The following is a 17,719-nucleotide window of genomic DNA, read 5'->3' on the forward strand; positions in this document are numbered from 1 at the left end:
ATCTTTAGCATGTTTGAGAAGCGTCATCGCATTACGTTGTTATTCAATGCCAACAAAGCCTACGACCGTCAGGTGGTAGAGGGTGTGGGTGAATATTTGCAGGCGTCTCAATCAGAATGGGACATCTTTATCGAAGAAGATTTTCGAGCGCGTATAGACAATATTAAGGAGTGTTTAGGCGACGGTGTGATTGCCGATTTTGACGATGAAGAGATCCAACGATTACTCCACGGGGCCGATGTGCCCATCGTGGGCGTCGGCGGCTCCTATCACCTGGCGGAAAACTATCCCCCGGTGCACTACATCGCCACCGACAACTTCGCGCTGGTGCAGAGCGCCTTTTTGCACCTGAAGGAAAAGGGCGTGAACCGCTTTGCGTTCTACGGGCTGCCCGGCTCCAGCAACAAGCGCTGGGCAGTTGAGCGGGAACATGCGTTTCGCCAGCTGGTGGCGGAAGAGAAGTACCGCGGCGTGGTTTACCAGGGCATAGAAACCGCCCCGGAAAACTGGCAGCACGCGCAGAACCGCCTGGCGGACTGGGTGCAAACACTGCCGCCACAAACAGGTATTATCGCCGTGACGGATGCCCGCGCCCGCCATTTGCTCCAGGTATGCGAGCATTTGCATATTCCGGTGCCGGAAAAACTGTGCGTGATTGGCATCGATAACGAAGAGCTGACGCGCTATCTCTCCAGAGTCGCCCTGTCTTCCGTGGCGCAGGGAACGAGGCAAATGGGCTATCAGGCCGCGAAACTGCTGCACCGCCTGCTGGACAAAGAAGCGCTACAGCTTCAGCGTGTTCTGGTACCGCCGGTACGCGTGGTAGAACGCCGCTCGACGGATTACCGCTCGCTGCATGACCCAGCGGTCATTCAGGCCATGCACTACATCCGAAATCATGCCTGTAAAGGCATTAAGGTGGAGCAGGTACTGGATGCGGTGGGGATCTCACGTTCGAATCTTGAAAAGCGCTTTAAAGAAGAGGTGGGTGAAACTATCCATGCGGTGATTCATGCGGAAAAATTAGAAAAGGCACGCAGTTTGCTGATCTCTACTTCATTGTCGATAAACGAAATTTCACAAATGTGCGGCTACCCTTCACTGCAATACTTCTATTCAGTATTTAAAAAAGAGTATGACGCCACGCCAAAAGAACACCGCGAACGCTTTAGCGAAATTTTAGTTTAGATTTATTGGGAATAAAAAACGCCTTCGAATGAAGGCGTTTTAAAATACATTCGATTAACGGCTAATTAACAAATTAATTAGCAACCATTAAACGCTGATTGCTCTCATACATTGCAAACAGAAAATTGTTATAGCTGCGGCCGCGGGTGGAATACCCTTTCAGCTTATGAATCATATTGCTGGCCGTCACTTCCTGATCCGCTTTGCGCAGCTGCGCGCGAGATTTACGGAATGACTTGTAGGCCGGGTGCGTATTCAGATTCACCACATAGGCGTCTACACCTTCTTTCACCGAATCAAAGTGCTGGTAGCCTTTCACCTTGCCAGAACCACTGTTGCAGTGGCGTCTGCTGCACTTCATGCCGAACAGATTGTTATTGTTACGGGCAAGTTTCGATGTACCCCAACCGCTCTCTGCCGCCGCCATAGTCGCTACCATCTTGGTAGGAATAATGTCGACTTTTTCCATCAGCGAATTCCACGGCACACGTTTGGTGTTGCCGTTCCACGCGATTTTATAGCGTTTGGTGATGTTTTTTAAACGCGTGCGCTCAGACGGTGACCAGCGCTGCTCGTACTGCTTAGAAACCAGCCAGTTACGATCGGCAGTGATAGCAGCATTCTGACTGGTAATGTATGGCATGACCGTCCGGAGAAACGCCTTTTTCCTGGGTGTTCCGGAAGGGTATTTTCGCAAATCAGGGAGAGATGCCAGTTCACTATTGCGAGAATACTCTTTCTTACTACTTGCCAACTTATTACTTTCAGTCTTGTTGCTTACTAGCTTGCTACTTTTTGTCAGAGGGGCTTTATGCGATTTTGGCTCATGGCTACTTGCTATAACCCCAGCTGAAAAACTGAAGGTGAGTAGCATGAGTATCGCAGCCCCAAATCGTCGGATTGGGGTTGATATCATTAGATCTCCTGGGCGGATCGCTGCGTGTCTGGTGCCTTAATTGTCAAAGGATTCGAACAAATTAAACGCGAATATTAGCAAAAATAACCTGCCAGGGCATCAAAAGAAATAGTACGAATCTGAAACGATGTCACGTACGAACTTCTTATGACGGCGAAAAGTAGCGCTATTTGCGGGAGTTATCGCATATTTCAGCAAAATGTTATCACCATCACTCACCCGGCGTTCTCCTCCCTCTCATCCCTGCCAAAGGATGAATATCCTTTTTAAAAACAATGCCAGACTGTTTAAAAGACGCTCAAGGGCAAAAATAATGAAAAAAATTCCTCTGTTGCTTTTACTGTTCCCTGGTCTGGCGATGGCAAACTGGTCGGCAACGGGTCTTGCAGCCTTTGATGAACAAAGCCCCGGCCTGTTTGTCAGCCAGTCAAAGCTCGCGAAGGGTACGCTGCCTTTGAATCTGAAACTTGACCAGACGTGCTGGCAGCCCGCCGAAACCATAAAACTCAACCAGATGCTGTCTCTGAAGCCCTGTGAAGGCGCGCCGCCGGAGTGGAAATTGTTCCGCGACGGTGAGTATCAGGTGCAAATCGACACCCGCAGCGGCACGCCTACGCTGATGCTGAGCGTGAAAAGCGCAGCCACCGCCGCGCCGGTTGATGTTACCCGCCAGTGCCCGAAATGGGACGGCAAACCGCTAACGGTGGATGTGAGCAAAACCTTCCCGGAAGCCAGCGAAGTGCGGGACTTCTACAGCGGACAGACCGCAACGGTCAAAGATGGGAAAATTACGCTGATGCCTGCGGCTAACAGCAACGGCCTGCTGCTGCTGGAAAACGCTGCCACCGAGAAAACTGCCGCATTCAACTGGCACAACGCAACGGTTTACTTTGTGCTGACCGACCGCTTTGAGAACGGCAACCCCGCTAACGACAACAGCTATGGCCGCCATAAAGACGGTATGCAAGAGATTGCCACCTTCCACGGAGGCGATCTGGCGGGGCTGACCAGCAAGCTGGACTATCTGCAAAACCTCGGCGTTAACGCGCTGTGGATAAGCTCGCCGCTGGAGCAGATCCACGGCTGGGTGGGCGGCGGCACCAAAGGGGACTTCCCGCACTACGCCTATCACGGCTACTACACTATGGACTGGACGAATCTCGACGCCAACATGGGCAGCGAGGACGACCTGCGTAAGCTGGTGGACGAGGCGCATAAGCGCGGCATCCGTATCCTGTTCGATATCGTCATGAACCATACTGGCTACGCGACGCTCGCGGATATGCAGGAATATCAGTTTGGCGCGCTGTACCTCAAGGGCGACGAGATGGCCAAAACGCTCGGCAAGCGGTGGACTGACTGGAAGCCAGGCCCGGGGCAGAGCTGGCACACTTTTAACGATTACATCAACTTCAGCGACAAGGCCGCCTGGGACAGCTGGTGGGGCAAAAACTGGATCCGCACCGATATCGGGGACTACGACAACCCCGGCTTTGACGATCTCACCATGTCGCTGGCGTTCCTGCCCGACCTGAAAACTGAATTCACCGGGGTAGCCGGGCTGCCGGTATTTTACCGCCACAAGCCGGATACCAACGCGAAAGAGATTTCCGGGTACAGGGTGCGCGATTATATGACCCACTGGTTAAGCCAGTGGGTGCGGGATTACGGTATCGATGGTTTCCGTGTCGATACGGCTAAGCACGTGGAGAAAGCGGCCTGGCAGCAGCTCAAAGCGCAGTCCGTGGAAGCGCTGGCGGCATGGAAGAAGGCTAACCCTGACAAAAAAATGGACGATACGCCATTCTGGATGACCGGGGAGGCCTGGGGCCACGGCGTCATGAAGAGCGACTACTACAGCAGCGGCTTCGACGCGATGATCAATTTTGACTACCAGGAGCAGGCGGCAAAAGCGACGGACTGCCTGGCGAATATGGATCTGACCTGGCAGCAGATGGCGGAAAAGTTGCAGAGCTTTAACGTGCTTAGCTACTTATCCTCGCATGATACCCGCCTGTTCCGCGAAGGCGGTCAGCGCGCCGCCGAATTATTATTGCTGGCCCCGGGCGCGGTGCAGATCTTCTACGGCGATGAGACGGAGCGCCCGTTCGGCCCAACCGGCTCAGACCCGCTACAGGGAACGCGCTCCGGGATGAACTGGGGTCAAAACCCCGCCACCCTGGCGCACTGGCAGAAAATCAGCCAGTTCCGCGCGCGCCACCCTGCTATTGGCGCAGGAAAGCAAACGACCTTAAGCATGCAAGAAGGATACGGATTCAGCCGCCGGACGGCAGACGACAAGGTGATGGTGGTCTGGGCCGGGAACCAGTAGCCAGCGGCAACCACACCCGTAGGCCGGATAAGCAAAGCGCCATCCGGCGTGATCTACACCCCAGCATTAAATGCTATCCATCTGCATAATGGCAGCATATTGCCAGGGTCGGGCTATCCTTAATGCGTTTGCACCATGGCATCTGCGGCGTTATGGTTAGCCTCTTTCTGACAGCAAGCGACAGACCCACGTTATGACGTTTTCACTTTTCGGCGACAAATTTACCCGCCATTCAGGCATTACGCGCCTGATGGAGGACCTCAACGACGGTTTACGGACGCCCGGTGCGATCATGCTCGGCGGCGGTAACCCGGCGCAGATCCCCGCGATGAACGATTATTTTCAGAATCTGCTGGCCGAAATGCTGGCGAGCGGGAAAATGACCGATGCGCTCTGTAATTACGACGGTCCGCAGGGGAAAAGTGAGCTGCTTGACGCGCTGGCCGGCATGCTGCGTAACGAATTAGGCTGGGATATCGAGCCGCAGAATATTGCACTGACAAATGGCAGTCAGAGCGCATTTTTCTACTTGTTTAATCTGTTTGCCGGTCGCCACGCGGACGGCAGCACTAAAAAAGTGCTTTTTCCGCTGGCACCGGAATACATTGGCTATGCCGATGCTGGCCTCGAAGAAGATCTGTTTGTCTCTACGCGCCCAAACATCGAACTGCTGCCGGACGGCCAGTTTAAGTACCACGTCGACTTCGAACACCTGCAAATCGGCGAAGATACCGGCATGATTTGCGTTTCGCGGCCGACCAACCCAACGGGTAATGTCATTACTGACGAAGAGCTAATGAAGCTCGACGTTCTGGCGCACCAGCACGGTATCCCGCTGGTTATCGATAACGCCTACGGCGTGCCGTTCCCGGGCATTATCTTTAGCGAAGCGCGCCCGCTGTGGAATCCGAACATCGTGCTGTGCATGAGCCTCTCGAAGCTGGGCCTGCCGGGAAGCCGCTGCGGAATCATCATCGCCAACGACAAAATCATCTCCGCCATTAAAAACATGAACGGCATTATCAGCCTTGCCCCCGGCGGGATCGGGCCAGCCATGGCCGCTGAGATGATCAAGCGTAACGACCTGCTGCATCTGTCTGAAACGGTAATCAAACCGTTCTATTACGAGCGCGTTCAGCAGACAATCGGGGTTATTCGCCGCTATTTGTCAGAAGATCGCTGCCTGATTCACAAGCCGGAGGGCGCAATATTCCTCTGGCTGTGGTTTAAAGACCTGCCGATCACTACCGAACTGCTTTATCAGCGCCTGAAAAAACGCGGCGTGCTGATGGTGCCGGGAGATTATTTCTTCCCGGGCCTGGACAAGCCGTGGCCGCACACGCATCAGTGTATGCGCATGAACTACGTGCCGGAGCCGGAGAAAATCGAAGCGGGCGTGAAGATCCTGGCCGAAGAGATAGAGCGCGCCTGGGCCGAAGCAAAGTAAAAGTTAAACGACGCGGTGTCGGATGACGCTGCGCTTATTCGACCTACAAACTCCGCGTCTGGTTTTGTAGGGTGGATAAGCGCCAGCGCCATCCACCAAAGGTTTAGCGCACAACCAAAGCATTTGTAGGGTGGATAAGCGCCAGCGTCATCCACCAAAGATTTAGCGCACAACCAAAGCATTTGTAGGGTGGATAAGCGCCAGCGCCATCCACCAAAGATTTAGCGCACAACCAAAGCATTTGTAGGGTGGATAAGCGCCAGCGTCATCCACCAAAGCTTTAGCGCACAACCAAAGAGTCGTACCCCTTCCAGCGGTAGTTGAGCATCGAAATTCCCCAGCAGGCGATAAACAGTCCGACGACCACAAAGCCCGCGTTGCCGAGGTTTTCGTTCAGGGCGATGACCCACTGCCAGGCACCCGTATGCAGATCGAACTTATCCGCCAGCAGCCCCAGCGCCTCCAGGCCGCCGATGAACAGCGCGACGACCACCGAAGTACCGGTGATGGTCATGTTGTAGTAGAGCTTGCGCTGCGGTTTGTTAAACGCCCAGCCGTAGGCGCCAACCATAATCACGTTATCGAGCGTATCGACCAGCGCCATGCCGCTGGCAAACAGCGCCGGGAAGACCAGAATCGACCAGATGGACATGCCGCTCGACGCGCTGGCGGCGGAGATGCCCAGCACGCCAATTTCCGTTGCGGTATCAAAGCCTAAGCCAAACAGGAAGCCGACAAAATACATATGCCAGCTTTTGCCGATCAGGCGGAAAATGGAGCGGAACAGCCAGCTCATGACGCCGCCGCCGTTAAAATCGGTCGCGTCCACTGTCTGCGGCTCGCCGTTTTTCAGCTGGCGGAAGCTGCGCCAGACGCCGCGTAAAATAACCAGGTTCACCAGCGCCATCGCCAGCAGGAAGCAGGCGGAGACCGCCGTGCCAATCACGCCGCCCACGTCATGGAACCAGCCCATCCTGCTCTGGAACGCCGCGGCGGTGGCGGCTATGGCGATGGAGGCCAGAATCACGATGCTCGAGTGGCCCAGCGAGAACCAGGCCCCGATGCCAAACGGGCGTTTTCCCTGCTGCATCATTTTGCGCGTCACGTTATCGATTGCCGCGATATGGTCTGCGTCCACGGCGTGGCGCAGGCCGTAGCACCAGGCAAGCAGGCTTGCCGCCATCAGCGCCGTGCTGTGATGAAACGAAACCAGCGCCCAGGCCCAGGCGGCAAGGTTAGCGCCGACCAGCCCCGCCAGCAGGACGGCGGCTCGTGGGTTGTCTCGCAAAACTCGTACAAACATCTTTTTATCCTTTTGATGCAGTTAACAGACGGGAGGCCACAACAACAGCCTGCCCCAGAGAAAGGGCACCGTCGCCCGCGGGCAACCGTGTCGGGAAAAGCAGAGTGAAATCTGCGAGATGGTGCGCAAACCGCTCGCGCATCAGGCGGTTATGCAGGACGCCACCGCTGAAAACAATCGTCGTGATACGCAGCCGCTCCGCGTGCAGCCTCGCCAGATCGGCAAAGCCTTTAGCCAGCGCATCGTGGAACGCCCAGGCGCGGGCCGGGGCAGGTTCATGCCAGGCCAGCCACTGCCGCCAGAAAGTCCGGAGGTCGGGCTGGTCGTCCTTCAGCGGCAGAGTGACCGGATGCGCGCAGGAGGGGCTTTGAGCCGCCAGGGCTTCGAAACGGCTGGCTGCTTCCCCTTCGTAGCTTTGTGTCAGAGGCGTGCAGTTCAGCGCGCAGGCGGCGGCGTCGAACAGCCGCCCCGCCGAAGAGGCCAGCGGCGAGTTGATTCTGCGTCCAACCGCTCTAGAGAGGAGCTGCCACGCCTGCTGACGAACGGCGGCGGTTTCGGAACGCTGCCGCCAGTCCGGCACATAGGCCAGACAATGGGCGAGCAGATTACGCCACGGCTGATGCGCGGCAAGATCGCCACCCGGCAGCGCCACCGCTGGCAGCCCGCCCAGGCGCTCACAGCGCTGATAGCTGACCCGCAGGCATTCGCCGCCCCACAGCTCGTTATTTTCGCCGAAGCCGATGCCGTCGAGCGTCAGGGCAATTACCTCGCCGCCGTCCAGCGGCCAGGCGTGCTCCGCAAGGCAGGCCGCGGCGTGGGCGTGATGATGCAGGACTTCACTGACGGGCAGCCCCATTTCGCGTCCCAGCAGGGCGCTGCGGTAGCCGGGGTGGGCGTCGGTTGCGATATGCTGCGGCGTAAAGTCGTAGGCCTCGCACATCAGCTTACGCGCCCGCAGCCACTGCTCCTCAACGCCTTCCTCCGACAAATCTCCCAGATGCTGGCTAAGCACGGCCTGATTTCCACGCAGCAGGCAGAAGGTATTTTTCATGTCCGCGCCTGTGGCCAGAATCGGCGGCAGATCAATAAAGCCAGGCGGCAGCGGCAGGGCGTCCGGCACGAAGCCACGGGCGCGGCGCAGCATCTCTCCGCTGGCCCGGATAACGGAATCATCCATGCGCTGCACGATATCGCGATTGTGCAGCAGCCAGCCGTCGGCTATCCCGGCGAGATCGCAGAGCGCCTGTTCGTTGGTCAGGGCGGGAGGCTTGCCGTTCAGGTTGCCGGAGGTCATCACCAGCGGCGCGCCGAAGTCCTGCATCAGCAGGTGCTGTAGCGGACTGGACGGCAGCATCACGCCGATTTCCGTGAGGTGCGGGGCGATGCCGTCGCTCAGGCCGCGCAGCAGGGTTTTGTCCATCAGGACAATCGGGGCCGCGGGCGTAACAAGCTGCGAGCGGACTCCGTCAGGTAACGGCGTTGCCTGCGGCAGCATCACCGCCAGCGGTTTACCCGGACGGCGTTTGCGCTCGCGCAGGCGTGCCACGGCGGCATCGTTGCGGGCGTCTACCGCCAGATGAAAGCCGCCGAGGCCCTTGATAGCGACAATTTTTCCGGCCTTCAATGCCATAACGGCGGCGAGCAGCGCAGGCTCGCGCTCCAGATGCAGCTTACCGGCCTGCCAGCTAATCTGCGGCCCGCAGTCGGGGCAGGCAACGGGCTGGGCGTGGAAGCGGCGGTCCGCCGGATCCCGGTACTCTTTTTCGCACTCCGGACAGAGCGGGAAGCCTGCCATCACCGTTTTCGGGCGGTCATAAGGCATGCCGTGGATAATGGTGAAGCGCGGGCCGCAGTGGGTGCAGTTAATAAACGGATAGCGGTAGCGTCGGTCTGCCGGATCGTTAAGCTCGCGCAGGCATTCCGGGCAGGTCGCCGCGTCCGGCACAATCTGCGTGTCCATCGCGCAGCCGTTGCTCTGGCGGATGGTGAAACCCGCAGGCAGCGTATCCCAGACCATTGCGCTTTGTTCGACGGCGTCGATGCGGGCCAGCGGCGGGCAGTGGGCGTGCAGCCCGGCAATAAACTCGTCGACACCCGTGGCCAGGCGCACGACTACCCCGGCACCGTCATTACAGACGTCGCCGCAGAGGTTAAGCCGCTGGGCAAGCTGCCAGACGAAAGGCCGGAAGCCAACGCCCTGTACTTTGCCGCGAATACGCAGAATTACGCCGTTAAATTCCAAAATCTATCTCACAAATTAAAAAATTGCCGGATGGCGCTGGCGCTTATCTGACCTACGGGTTGTAGGGGGGATAAGCGAAGCGTCATCCACCGTTTTAAGCGCAGGCTTCCACCGCCTGCCGCAGCCGCGCCTTCATCTCGCTGTAGGTCGTCTGCGCGTAGCTTTCAGCCCACTGCTGGTCGGCAATGCCGCTGACGTTTACCGCGCAGTATTTGGTTTCCGGCGTTTTGGATACCGGATCCAGATTGTCCTGCGTCAGCTCGTTGCAGGCGCCGATCCACCACTGGTAGGTCATATACACCGAGCCTTTATTGATGCGCTCGCTGACGTCCGCCCGGCTGATAACTTTGCCGCGGCGCGAGCTGACCCACACCAGCTGCTGGTTTTTAATGCCCAGCCGTGTCGCGTCTTCCGGGTGCATCTGCACGAAGCCGGGCTCATCCGCCAGGGTTTGCAGGGCGGCGCAGTTGCCGGTCATGGAACGGCAGGAGTAATGGCCCACTTCGCGTACGGTACAGAGCACCAGCGGATAGTCCGCATCCGGCACTTCCGCAGGCGCGCGCCACGGCGCGGCAAACAGCTGGCCTTTGCCGGTTGGGGTGTCGAACCTGCTGTCTTTATAGAGATAAGGCGTGCCGGGATGGTCGAGCGTCGGACACGGCCACTGCACGTGGCCCATGTCGCCCATTTTTTCGTAGGTGACGCCGTAGAACAGCGGGCACAGCTCGCGCATCTCGTCCCAGATCTGCTGGTTGCTGTCGTAATCCATCGGGTAGCCCATTTCGCTGGCGATCAGGCTGATGATTTCCCAGTCGCGCTTAACGTTGTACTTCGGCTCTATGGCCTTCTCAAAGCGCTGGAAGCCGCGGTCGGCGCAGGTAAAAACGCCGCCGTGCTCGCCCCAGGAGGTGGCGGGCAGCAGCACGTCGGCTACCTCGGCGGTTTTGGTCATAAAGATGTCCTGCACCACCACGAAGTCGAGCGCCTCGAAGCCGCTGCGCACCAGGCCGAGGTCCGCTTCCGTCTGGAGCGGATCTTCACCCATGATGTACCAGGCTTTGATTTTGCCCTCCAGCGCCAGGTGCGGCACCTCGGTGATGCGTACGCCGACCCTGTCGTCCATATCGTCCGCGTTAACGCCCCAGGCATCGGCGAATTTTGCTCTTACCTGCGGGTCCTCCACGTCCTGATAGCCGGGGAACTGGTTGGGCAGCACGCCCATATCACACGCACCCTGCACGTTATTCTGCCCGCGAACCGGGCCGACGCCGACGTTTTCACGGCCCAGGTTGCCGGTCAGCAGCGCGAGGCTGGACAGCCCTTTTACCACGTCCACCGCCTGGCCAAACTGCGTAACGCCCATGCCCCACATGATGGTAGCGGAAGGCGCGGCGGCGAAGGTGCGCATTGCCTGACGCACCTGCTGCGCGGGCACGCCGGTCAGATGCTCGACGTCTTCAGGCGCATAGCCTTTAACGATTTCCCGGTAGGCTTCCAGCCCTTCGGTATGCTTCGCCACGTACTCTTTATCGTAGAGATTCTCTTCCAGCAGCACGTGGGCAAAGGCGTTAACCAGCGCCATATTACAGCCGTTTTTCAGCTGGAGGTGCCGATCGGCGATGCGGGCGGTTTCGATACGACGCGGATCGCAGACGATAATCTTCGCGCCGTTTTCCTTCGCTTTAAGGACTCTTCGCGCCACGATCGGGTGTGAATCGGCACAGTTGTAGCCAAACACCAGCAGGCATTTTGATTTTTCGATGTCGCCGATGGAGTTGCTCATCGCGCCGTTGCCCAGCGTCTCCTGCAAACCCGCTACGGATGGCCCATGGCAGACGCGCGCGCAGCAGTCCACGTTATTGGTTTTCAGCACGCCGCGAGCGAATTTCTGCATCACATAGTTGGTTTCGTTGCCCGTCCCGCGAGACGACCCGGTGGTCATGATGGTGCGCGGGCCGTACTGCTCTTTGATGGCCTTCAGGCGCTTAGCGGTGTAGCTAATCGCCTCCTCCCAGCTCACCGGCTGAAGCTTGCCGCCTTTTTCGTAGCGGATCATCGGCTGGGTCAGGCGCGGAGTCAGCAGCTTAGTGTCATTCAGGAAATCCCAGCCGTAATAGCCCTTCAGGCACAGTTCGTTCTGGTTGGTGACGCCTGGGGCGGCCTCGGCGCGGACAATTTTGTTTTTATCGACAACGAGCCTGAGCTTGCAGCCCGCGCCGCAGTATGGGCAGACGCTGGTAATTTTTTTCATCAGTAACAGACCTGTTAAAAGTTGAAATTCACGAGTTTAGAAAAGCAGGGATGTGCTGGCATCAAGCGCGGCGCGACGACGCTTTTCAGCGCTCATCTGCTCAAGCTTGTTGCGGTCAACGCAGATAATGGCGTTGGTCGGACAGGCCGCAATACAGGCCGGGCCTGTTTCCTGGTGGTGGCAAAGGTCGCACTTGTTGGCCTCGGCCTTTTCGGCCATCACGTTCAGGCCCGCGCCGCTGTTGCGGACAACCGGACGCACGACGACCTCCATCGCGCCATAGGGGCAGGCGACCACGCAGGTTTTGCAGCCGATGCAGCGTTCCTGCATCACGTTCACAAAACCGTGCTCGCGGCTGATGGCCCCGTTAGGACAGACGTTGGCGCAGGGCGCGTCTTCACACTGGCGGCACATCATGGCGGTAGAAACGTTCACGCCCTTAATGACGTGAATGCGCGGCAGGAAGGCCTGCGGCGTTATGGTCGCGCAATCCTGATCCTGCTGGTGGGACACGACGCAGGCCACTTCGCAGGTGCGGCAGCCAATACATTTGCTCGAATCGGTAATGATGAAGCGGTTCATCACAAGCTCCCGGATGGGTTAATGATTATCGCCTTTGCTATACATAAAACGTGCCAGGTTTTAACCTACTGTTATTCAAGGAATTGATTGGAGCGGAGAGTAAGAAGACAGTGACGTCGACACTTATGACGATGTCATTTGCAGAAAATGACAGGCGGTGGAACGCACCTTGTTATGAAGCTATTGTAGAAATATTCACTGGATATATTTTTAATAGCCTTACAAATGATGAAGGAATTGGTGGCACATCTCGATAGTATTCCGGCGTATGGCAAACTAAATCAATAACGATATATTATCTATGCAAAGTATAGGGTTTGTCTTGTGCCTTATTATTCGCAATGAAATATAAGGTCTGAAGTATCGTCATCATTCTACCGCAACGGGTAGAAGCAGAAGAATATTACCCACTCTAATTCTGTGATTATTGACAAAAAACTTCACGCTTGACGGAATAATTGTGGGTGAATTCAAGATAATATATGCATTTTTCATAATGAGATTAATCCTAATATTTAAATTGCAGAGCAAGGCGAGACGGGGGGGAGGAACTTATTTCCCTATTGTTTACTGGCTTCTTGCTTGCCGTTCTTAATATTTATTTCTAGGCTCTTTGTGCACGCAGATATCAGCAGCAATGAAACAGATATCTGCCAGTGCATTATTATTTTTCTTTTTTTCTACAGACCGAATAATACCTGTTCGTTACTATTCTGGAGGGTTATATGACCGTTTCACCTGCGTGGTCCGGATGTGTCGATGCGAAATCGGCTACCGGTATTAATACCGGATTGAGCCTTAAAGCCGGACAAAAAATAACTATTCTTGCCGATGGATGGGTTAAATACGGACGAGAAGAATATGTCCTTGCTGCCCCATTCGGCAGGGTAAAAGAGGGGCTGGTCACTAAAGCGGATAAGGTATTAAAAGCCCGTTTCAGTGCTTCCGGAAAAAGTTATGACGTTGGCAGCGGTGTCTACCAGTGGTCGGTACCTGAAAGCGGTGAGTTGATTCTGCTCGTCAGTGACTCTTCCCACAGCGATAACAGCGGTTCTTTCAATGCCGTCGTCTACCTCTCTGAAGAGGCGACAAAAGTGCCGGTGAAACAAGGTGAGTGGAAAGGCCATGTTCCGGCAACCAGCAGCAACTGGATTGAGACCGATGTATCTGTGCGCAAGGGAGACACAGTGATGTTGATTGCGGCTGGTACAGCACAGTACGACAGCCGCGGTCGCAGTTTCGGGCCAGATGGTGACAGTCAGCATCCGTCAGCACAAAAACCGGACCCGACTTTTGTTTTACCAGAAGCCCTCGCAGGGAAATTACTCATCAAAGCTGGCGAGCACCTCCACGGTATCGGCAGTGGCGGTACCGACTGGCAAGTGCCAGCAGATGGAAAAATCTCATTGATTTTTAATGATACTAACTCTGCGTCAGAGTATGCCAACAACACGGGTGGTTATGACGTCCGCTTCGTTGTTCTCGGCTGAAAGTCTGCGGGAAGGTCGCGTGCAGATGGCAACCTTCCTTGCCCATTGAGTAGGAAAATAAATATAACTTCTGATGGAGCACCTTACATGAGCGTACAGGACAACAAAAAAGTTGATCTGGTTTTTGTTATTGATAGCAGCCTTTCAATGCAGGATGAAGCGGAGGCCCTCAGTGCAAGGCTGGATGCAGCAATTGAAGAGGCCAGAAAAGCCTGCCCTTCTGATTTGCGCACTGAGTTTCTGGGTATTGAAGGCGTTTTTGCGGGAACGAAATTTAATCAAACCGTCCGTCAGTATCTGACGGATAAAACCGGAACCCATTCCGCAAACCTGAAAGGCAGGGAGCAGATTAAAGAGGGAAATCCCGCACAGGAAGATGTTGCCCCGGCAGCAGAAGATGTGATCCGCTTTTACGACTGGCGGGACGGTGCCGAAAAGAATGTCTTCGTTCTGGGTGACGAAAGTCTGAAGGGGGGAGAAATGACCCTGGACGCTGACCGGATTAAAGCCTGCGACGAAGCCATTGCCACCGCGCTGCAATATAACGTCAAGGTCCACTCCTATCTGGGAACGCCACATGCCACGTTACCTTATCCGACACCGGAAGATGAAAAGGCGATGATCGGCGAGTACAAAAGGCTGGCACTTCGCACCGGGGGTGAACATTATATTTACACGTCAGGCATTGCGGATTTCGCAACGGTTCTGAAAAAAACCATCTGCGCCAGCAAGATACCGCAACAAGACAGCGTGGCGGACAAAAAAGAGGAAGCGGATGCGCTTGAGGGTAAAACCCCTGCAACTTCCGATAAGGGCAGCGATCTTTGCAGTCAGGTACCTGAGATTGTCCGGGCAGTTAATACACTCGCCGATGTTCTTAAATCCCTGATTGACGTCTGCGGCAATGGGGGAGGCGGTGAGAAGCATAAAAACACCTGCGGATGTCAGAAGCAACACCCACAGCCAGCCCCGGTTGCTCAGGACGTTCCGGCAACCCCCGCCACTCCCGCACCAGCGCCCAGGCCTATTTCTGATGTGACAGATTTTACCAATAACAACCTGAATAACTGGTTGTTTGGTCCGGCAACACCTGAACACGAGTTTTACTCAGAAGGTGGGACCAGCATGATCCGTTTTCCAACCACCAACGTTAAAGGGCAGACACATAACGGCGTGCTGCTTTATAAAGAGTATACGGAACTGCAACTAGGTAAACGCTATAGCTTTAGTATCAAGGCTCGCAGGGACAATGACTACAAGGTTGTTCCGGAGCTGTCACTCAGGGTGGCGGGCCAGGATATTACCCCGGTCACAGCGCTGGCAGCAAAGGGCGAATGGGTAACGCTGTCAGGCGAATTCACGGCGGCCGAGGGGGATAATCTGCTGGAGATCTTCAGTCATAAAGCCAGTGGTGATGGCAATGACTTCAGTATTACCGGAATTACAGTAAATTCAGCTAATTGAGCTAAGTTCTGATCATCGAGTCTGTACATAAAGTTGTGCCATTGCCTGCTTTTGATATGTTCGCTCCAGCGTCAAAAGCAGGCTATTTTAGGGACGAATAACAGTGACAGGCGCTGGATAATGAACTGACCTAAAATCTCCAATCCCTAAAATCAAACAAACACAGGAACTTCCAGCCTTTCGAATCCGCCTTCGCCCTGCCAGCTTGCCAGGCGCTGGTAGACCGTATTAACGGCCTCTTTTACCGCGTCGGTCATCGGGTAGTAGAAGCCAACGATATCCGGCTGAATGCCCAGGAAAATCACTTCGCCGATGTCATCTTTTAGCTGATCGACCAGGTAGTTCAGCGGCATGTTATGGGTGGTCATCATGAACATCTCGGCGATATCGTCCGGGTTAACGAGGCGGATTTCACCAGGATTCAGCCCCATGTCCGTGGCGTCGACGATCAGCAGGCGCTGCGGGCGCAGTTCCCGGATTGCCACCACGTCATTTTCCGGCGCGGTGCCGCCGTCGATAACCACCCAGTCGCCCTGCGGCGTAGCCTGGCACAGCTCCGCCAGCAGCGGGCCTGCGCCGTCGTCGCCCATCATGCTGTTGCCGACACAAAGTAAAATATTAGTCATAGCGTCTCCTGACCATCAGATAGATGGCGGGTTCAAGTTGAATGGCCTGCAGCATATCGAGTAGCGCCTGGCTCCAGCGCTGCTGCGCCGGGGTCTGGGTGGGCTTTGCCGCATCTAAGGCTCTGGCGAGCAGGACGACGTGGCTCTGGTCGATAACGATTTCGCCATAGCGCGGCACGCCTTCCATTTTCCGCCGCGCTTCGCCGCCCTCTTCGAGCGTGGCAATCCACGCCCGGTAGTCATCAAACGGGCAGACCAGGTTCTCTTTCAGGCAGTCGATGACGCCCAGATGGTGGCCAATGGCCAGGCTGTAATAGACCACCTGCTGCGCGTCGGCCGGGGTGTTGTCGTTCTCATCGACGAACTTGCGGCTGAGCTGGCAGAACACCACCGATTCGCTCATCACGCGCGCTCCTGCTGCACCAGGCTTTCCAGATTAGCGACAATCTCGTTGAGGCGCGGGTCGGCCTCTTTCGCCAGCCACCGCTGCACGGCGTCGCCGCCTGCGGTGAGGTTGTTCATGTAGCTGTCGGCAATCTGGCGGCCATAGCGGTAGCCCGCCAGGCGGCGAGCTTCGCGGTCGATGCGCACGCGCAGCGGCTGCACCATATCCGGATGCAGGATCTGCGCGGGCTGCGCGTCGAGCTCGCTGGCGTCGCGGGCGTGGATTTTCTGCTCCAGCAGGCCAAGCGCCATCGCAAAGCCGTACAGCGTTGCGGCAGGCGTCGGCGGGCAGCCCGGAATATAAACGTCCACCGGCACGATTTTGTCGGTGCCGCCCCAGACGCAGTACAGGTCGTGGAAGATGCCGCCGCTGTTGCCACAGGCGCCGTAAGAGATGCAGATTTTCGGGTCCGGCGCGGATTCCCAGGCGCGCAGCGCAGGGGAGCGCATGGCGCGGGTCACGGCCCCGGTGAACAGCAGAATATCCGCGTGGCGAGGTGACGGAACCACTTTGATTCCGAAACGTTCTGCGTCGAACAGCGGCGAAAGCGTAGCGAAAATCTCGATTTCGCAGCCGTTGCAACCGCCGCAGTCCACGCGATAAACATACGCGGAACGCCTGATGTTTTTCAGCAGCGACGCCTTCATGCTGGCGATGGATTCGTCCACCGTCATCGGCACCGGCATGCCGTTGTGGTCGCGTGGGCCTAATAAATTGCTCATTAGCTGGCCTCTCTCATCTGGCGGCTAAAGTTAATCTGGTCTGCCGACGTCAGGCTTTGCTGGCGCTTGCACTCCGGGCAGGTTTCAAACGAGGCGCGGTGCGCTTCGGCACGTTCGTCACCGTTGTGCTTAAGCAGCGCGATGGCGTAATCAATCTCTTTTTGCACCGCGTACGGCCTGCCGCATTCCCGGCAGTTGCAGATGTCGAAGCGCGCCTGCTGCAGGAAATCGGCTTTGTTCCACACCGCCAGCTCGTACTGCTGGGAAAGGGTGATGGCGGCGGTTGGGCAGACCTCTTCGCAGCGTGCGCAGAAGATGCAGCGCCCGAGGTTGAAGCGCCAGGCCAGCTGTCCGTTAACCAGATCGGTTTCCACGCTCAGGGCGTTAGACGGGCAGGCGTTGACGCACGCCGCGCAGCCGATGCACTGCTGCGGGTTGTGCTCCGGCTTGCCGCGAAAATTCGCATCCACGGCTATCGGCTGCAGCGGGTAAGACTCGGTGGCCACGCCGCCCTTAATGGCTTTTTTGATGAACTTAAACATGGACGTTCCTTGGTTGTGCCTTCCACCTTTTGTCGTGTCGGATGGCGCAACGCTTATCCGACCTTGTATTATTCCCCCTGTTCAGAGTAAACCGGCCAGTTTATTCTGAACGCAGTCCGGACGTCGTATCCGACCTTAGGCTCTCAAGTCTGTGGTGTAGATTTTAACG

Annotated in this window: 14 protein-coding genes; 5 read left to right on the forward strand and 9 right to left on the reverse strand. The window is 56.4% G+C overall.

Translation table 11 applies throughout. The annotated features are described in order from the left end of the window. Nucleotides 1–9: 9 nt before the first annotated feature. Nucleotides 10–1,188, forward strand: a complete 1,179-nt coding sequence (gene xylR / locus HYQ67_RS17775) for a D-xylose utilization transcriptional activator XylR (RefSeq protein ID WP_202305663.1) — start codon at nucleotides 10–12, stop codon at nucleotides 1,186–1,188. A gap of 73 nt (nucleotides 1,189–1,261) precedes the next feature. On the opposite strand, the gene HYQ67_RS17780 is transcribed toward xylR, so the two are convergent. Further along, nucleotides 1,262–2,104: a protein bax gene (locus tag HYQ67_RS17780; RefSeq protein ID WP_202305664.1), complete on the reverse strand. Its 843-nt coding sequence runs from the start codon at nucleotides 2,102–2,104 to the stop codon at nucleotides 1,262–1,264. Between the two features lie 313 nt (nucleotides 2,105–2,417). On the opposite strand from HYQ67_RS17780, the gene HYQ67_RS17785 reads away from it, so the two are divergent. Beyond that, nucleotides 2,418–4,436 carry an alpha-amylase gene (locus HYQ67_RS17785; protein WP_202305665.1) on the forward strand — a complete coding sequence of 673 codons (2,019 nt, stop codon included), beginning with the start codon at nucleotides 2,418–2,420 and terminating at the stop codon, nucleotides 4,434–4,436. A 193-nt stretch (nucleotides 4,437–4,629) separates the two neighbouring features. Next, nucleotides 4,630–5,883, forward strand: a complete 1,254-nt coding sequence (gene avtA, locus HYQ67_RS17790; RefSeq protein ID WP_202305667.1) for a valine--pyruvate transaminase — start codon at nucleotides 4,630–4,632, stop codon at nucleotides 5,881–5,883. A gap of 280 nt (nucleotides 5,884–6,163) precedes the next feature. Here the strand turns inward: avtA and HYQ67_RS17795 are convergent, their stop codons facing one another. The 4 genes from HYQ67_RS17795 to hydN form a co-directional block, all read right to left on the reverse strand. Next, the gene (locus HYQ67_RS17795) at nucleotides 6,164–7,186 is read right to left on the reverse strand and encodes a HoxN/HupN/NixA family nickel/cobalt transporter (protein ID WP_202305669.1); all 1,023 of its coding nucleotides are present in this window, start codon (nucleotides 7,184–7,186) and stop codon (nucleotides 6,164–6,166) included. Nucleotides 7,187–7,190: 4 nt separating this feature from the next. Then, nucleotides 7,191–9,431, reverse strand: coding sequence for a carbamoyltransferase HypF (hypF, locus tag HYQ67_RS17800; RefSeq protein ID WP_202305693.1), 2,241 nt, complete (start codon nucleotides 9,429–9,431; stop codon nucleotides 7,191–7,193). A gap of 91 nt (nucleotides 9,432–9,522) precedes the next feature. After that, a complete protein-coding gene (gene fdhF, locus HYQ67_RS17805) occupies nucleotides 9,523–11,679 on the reverse strand; it encodes a formate dehydrogenase subunit alpha (RefSeq protein WP_202305671.1) in 2,157 nt (718 codons plus the stop codon). A gap of 36 nt (nucleotides 11,680–11,715) precedes the next feature. Continuing rightward, on the reverse strand, nucleotides 11,716–12,261 hold the full coding sequence (hydN, locus tag HYQ67_RS17810; RefSeq protein WP_202305672.1) for an electron transport protein HydN: 546 nt from the start codon (nucleotides 12,259–12,261) through the stop codon (nucleotides 11,716–11,718). A gap of 725 nt (nucleotides 12,262–12,986) precedes the next feature. On the opposite strand from hydN, the gene HYQ67_RS17815 reads away from it, so the two are divergent. Both HYQ67_RS17815 and HYQ67_RS17820 read left to right on the forward strand, forming a co-directional pair. Beyond that, the gene (locus tag HYQ67_RS17815) at nucleotides 12,987–13,751 is read left to right on the forward strand and encodes a LecA/PA-IL family lectin (RefSeq protein ID WP_202305673.1); all 765 of its coding nucleotides are present in this window, start codon (nucleotides 12,987–12,989) and stop codon (nucleotides 13,749–13,751) included. 87 nt (nucleotides 13,752–13,838) lie between these two features. Then, nucleotides 13,839–15,215 (forward strand): carbohydrate binding domain-containing protein, encoded by a 1,377-nt coding sequence (locus HYQ67_RS17820; RefSeq protein ID WP_202305674.1) that lies wholly within the window; start codon nucleotides 13,839–13,841, stop codon nucleotides 15,213–15,215. A gap of 152 nt (nucleotides 15,216–15,367) precedes the next feature. On the opposite strand, the gene hycI is transcribed toward HYQ67_RS17820, so the two are convergent. Genes hycI through HYQ67_RS17840 form a run of 4 tightly spaced genes read right to left on the reverse strand, consistent with a single transcriptional unit; the run spans nucleotide 15,368 to nucleotide 17,550 of the window. Continuing rightward, nucleotides 15,368–15,841, reverse strand: coding sequence for a hydrogenase maturation peptidase HycI (gene hycI / locus HYQ67_RS17825; protein WP_202305675.1), 474 nt, complete (start codon nucleotides 15,839–15,841; stop codon nucleotides 15,368–15,370). Beyond that, nucleotides 15,834–16,244, reverse strand: coding sequence for a formate hydrogenlyase maturation HycH family protein (locus HYQ67_RS17830; protein WP_202305695.1), 411 nt, complete (start codon nucleotides 16,242–16,244; stop codon nucleotides 15,834–15,836). Before HYQ67_RS17830 ends, hycI begins: the two co-directional genes overlap by 8 nt. Next, nucleotides 16,244–17,008, reverse strand: coding sequence for an NADH-quinone oxidoreductase subunit B family protein (locus HYQ67_RS17835; protein WP_202305679.1), 765 nt, complete (start codon nucleotides 17,006–17,008; stop codon nucleotides 16,244–16,246). The genes HYQ67_RS17830 and HYQ67_RS17835 overlap by 1 nt, the downstream gene beginning before the upstream one ends. Then, entirely contained in the window at nucleotides 17,008–17,550 is a 543-nt protein-coding gene (locus HYQ67_RS17840; protein WP_202305685.1) for a formate hydrogenlyase complex iron-sulfur subunit, read from the reverse strand. Before HYQ67_RS17840 ends, HYQ67_RS17835 begins: the two co-directional genes overlap by 1 nt. Nucleotides 17,551–17,719: the final 169 nt, after the last annotated feature.

The sequence above is a fragment of the Dryocola clanedunensis subsp. sulfonylureivorans genome (genome assembly GCF_016756775.1).
In the GTDB taxonomy this organism is placed as follows: Bacteria; Pseudomonadota; Gammaproteobacteria; order Enterobacterales; family Enterobacteriaceae; genus Dryocola; species Dryocola clanedunensis.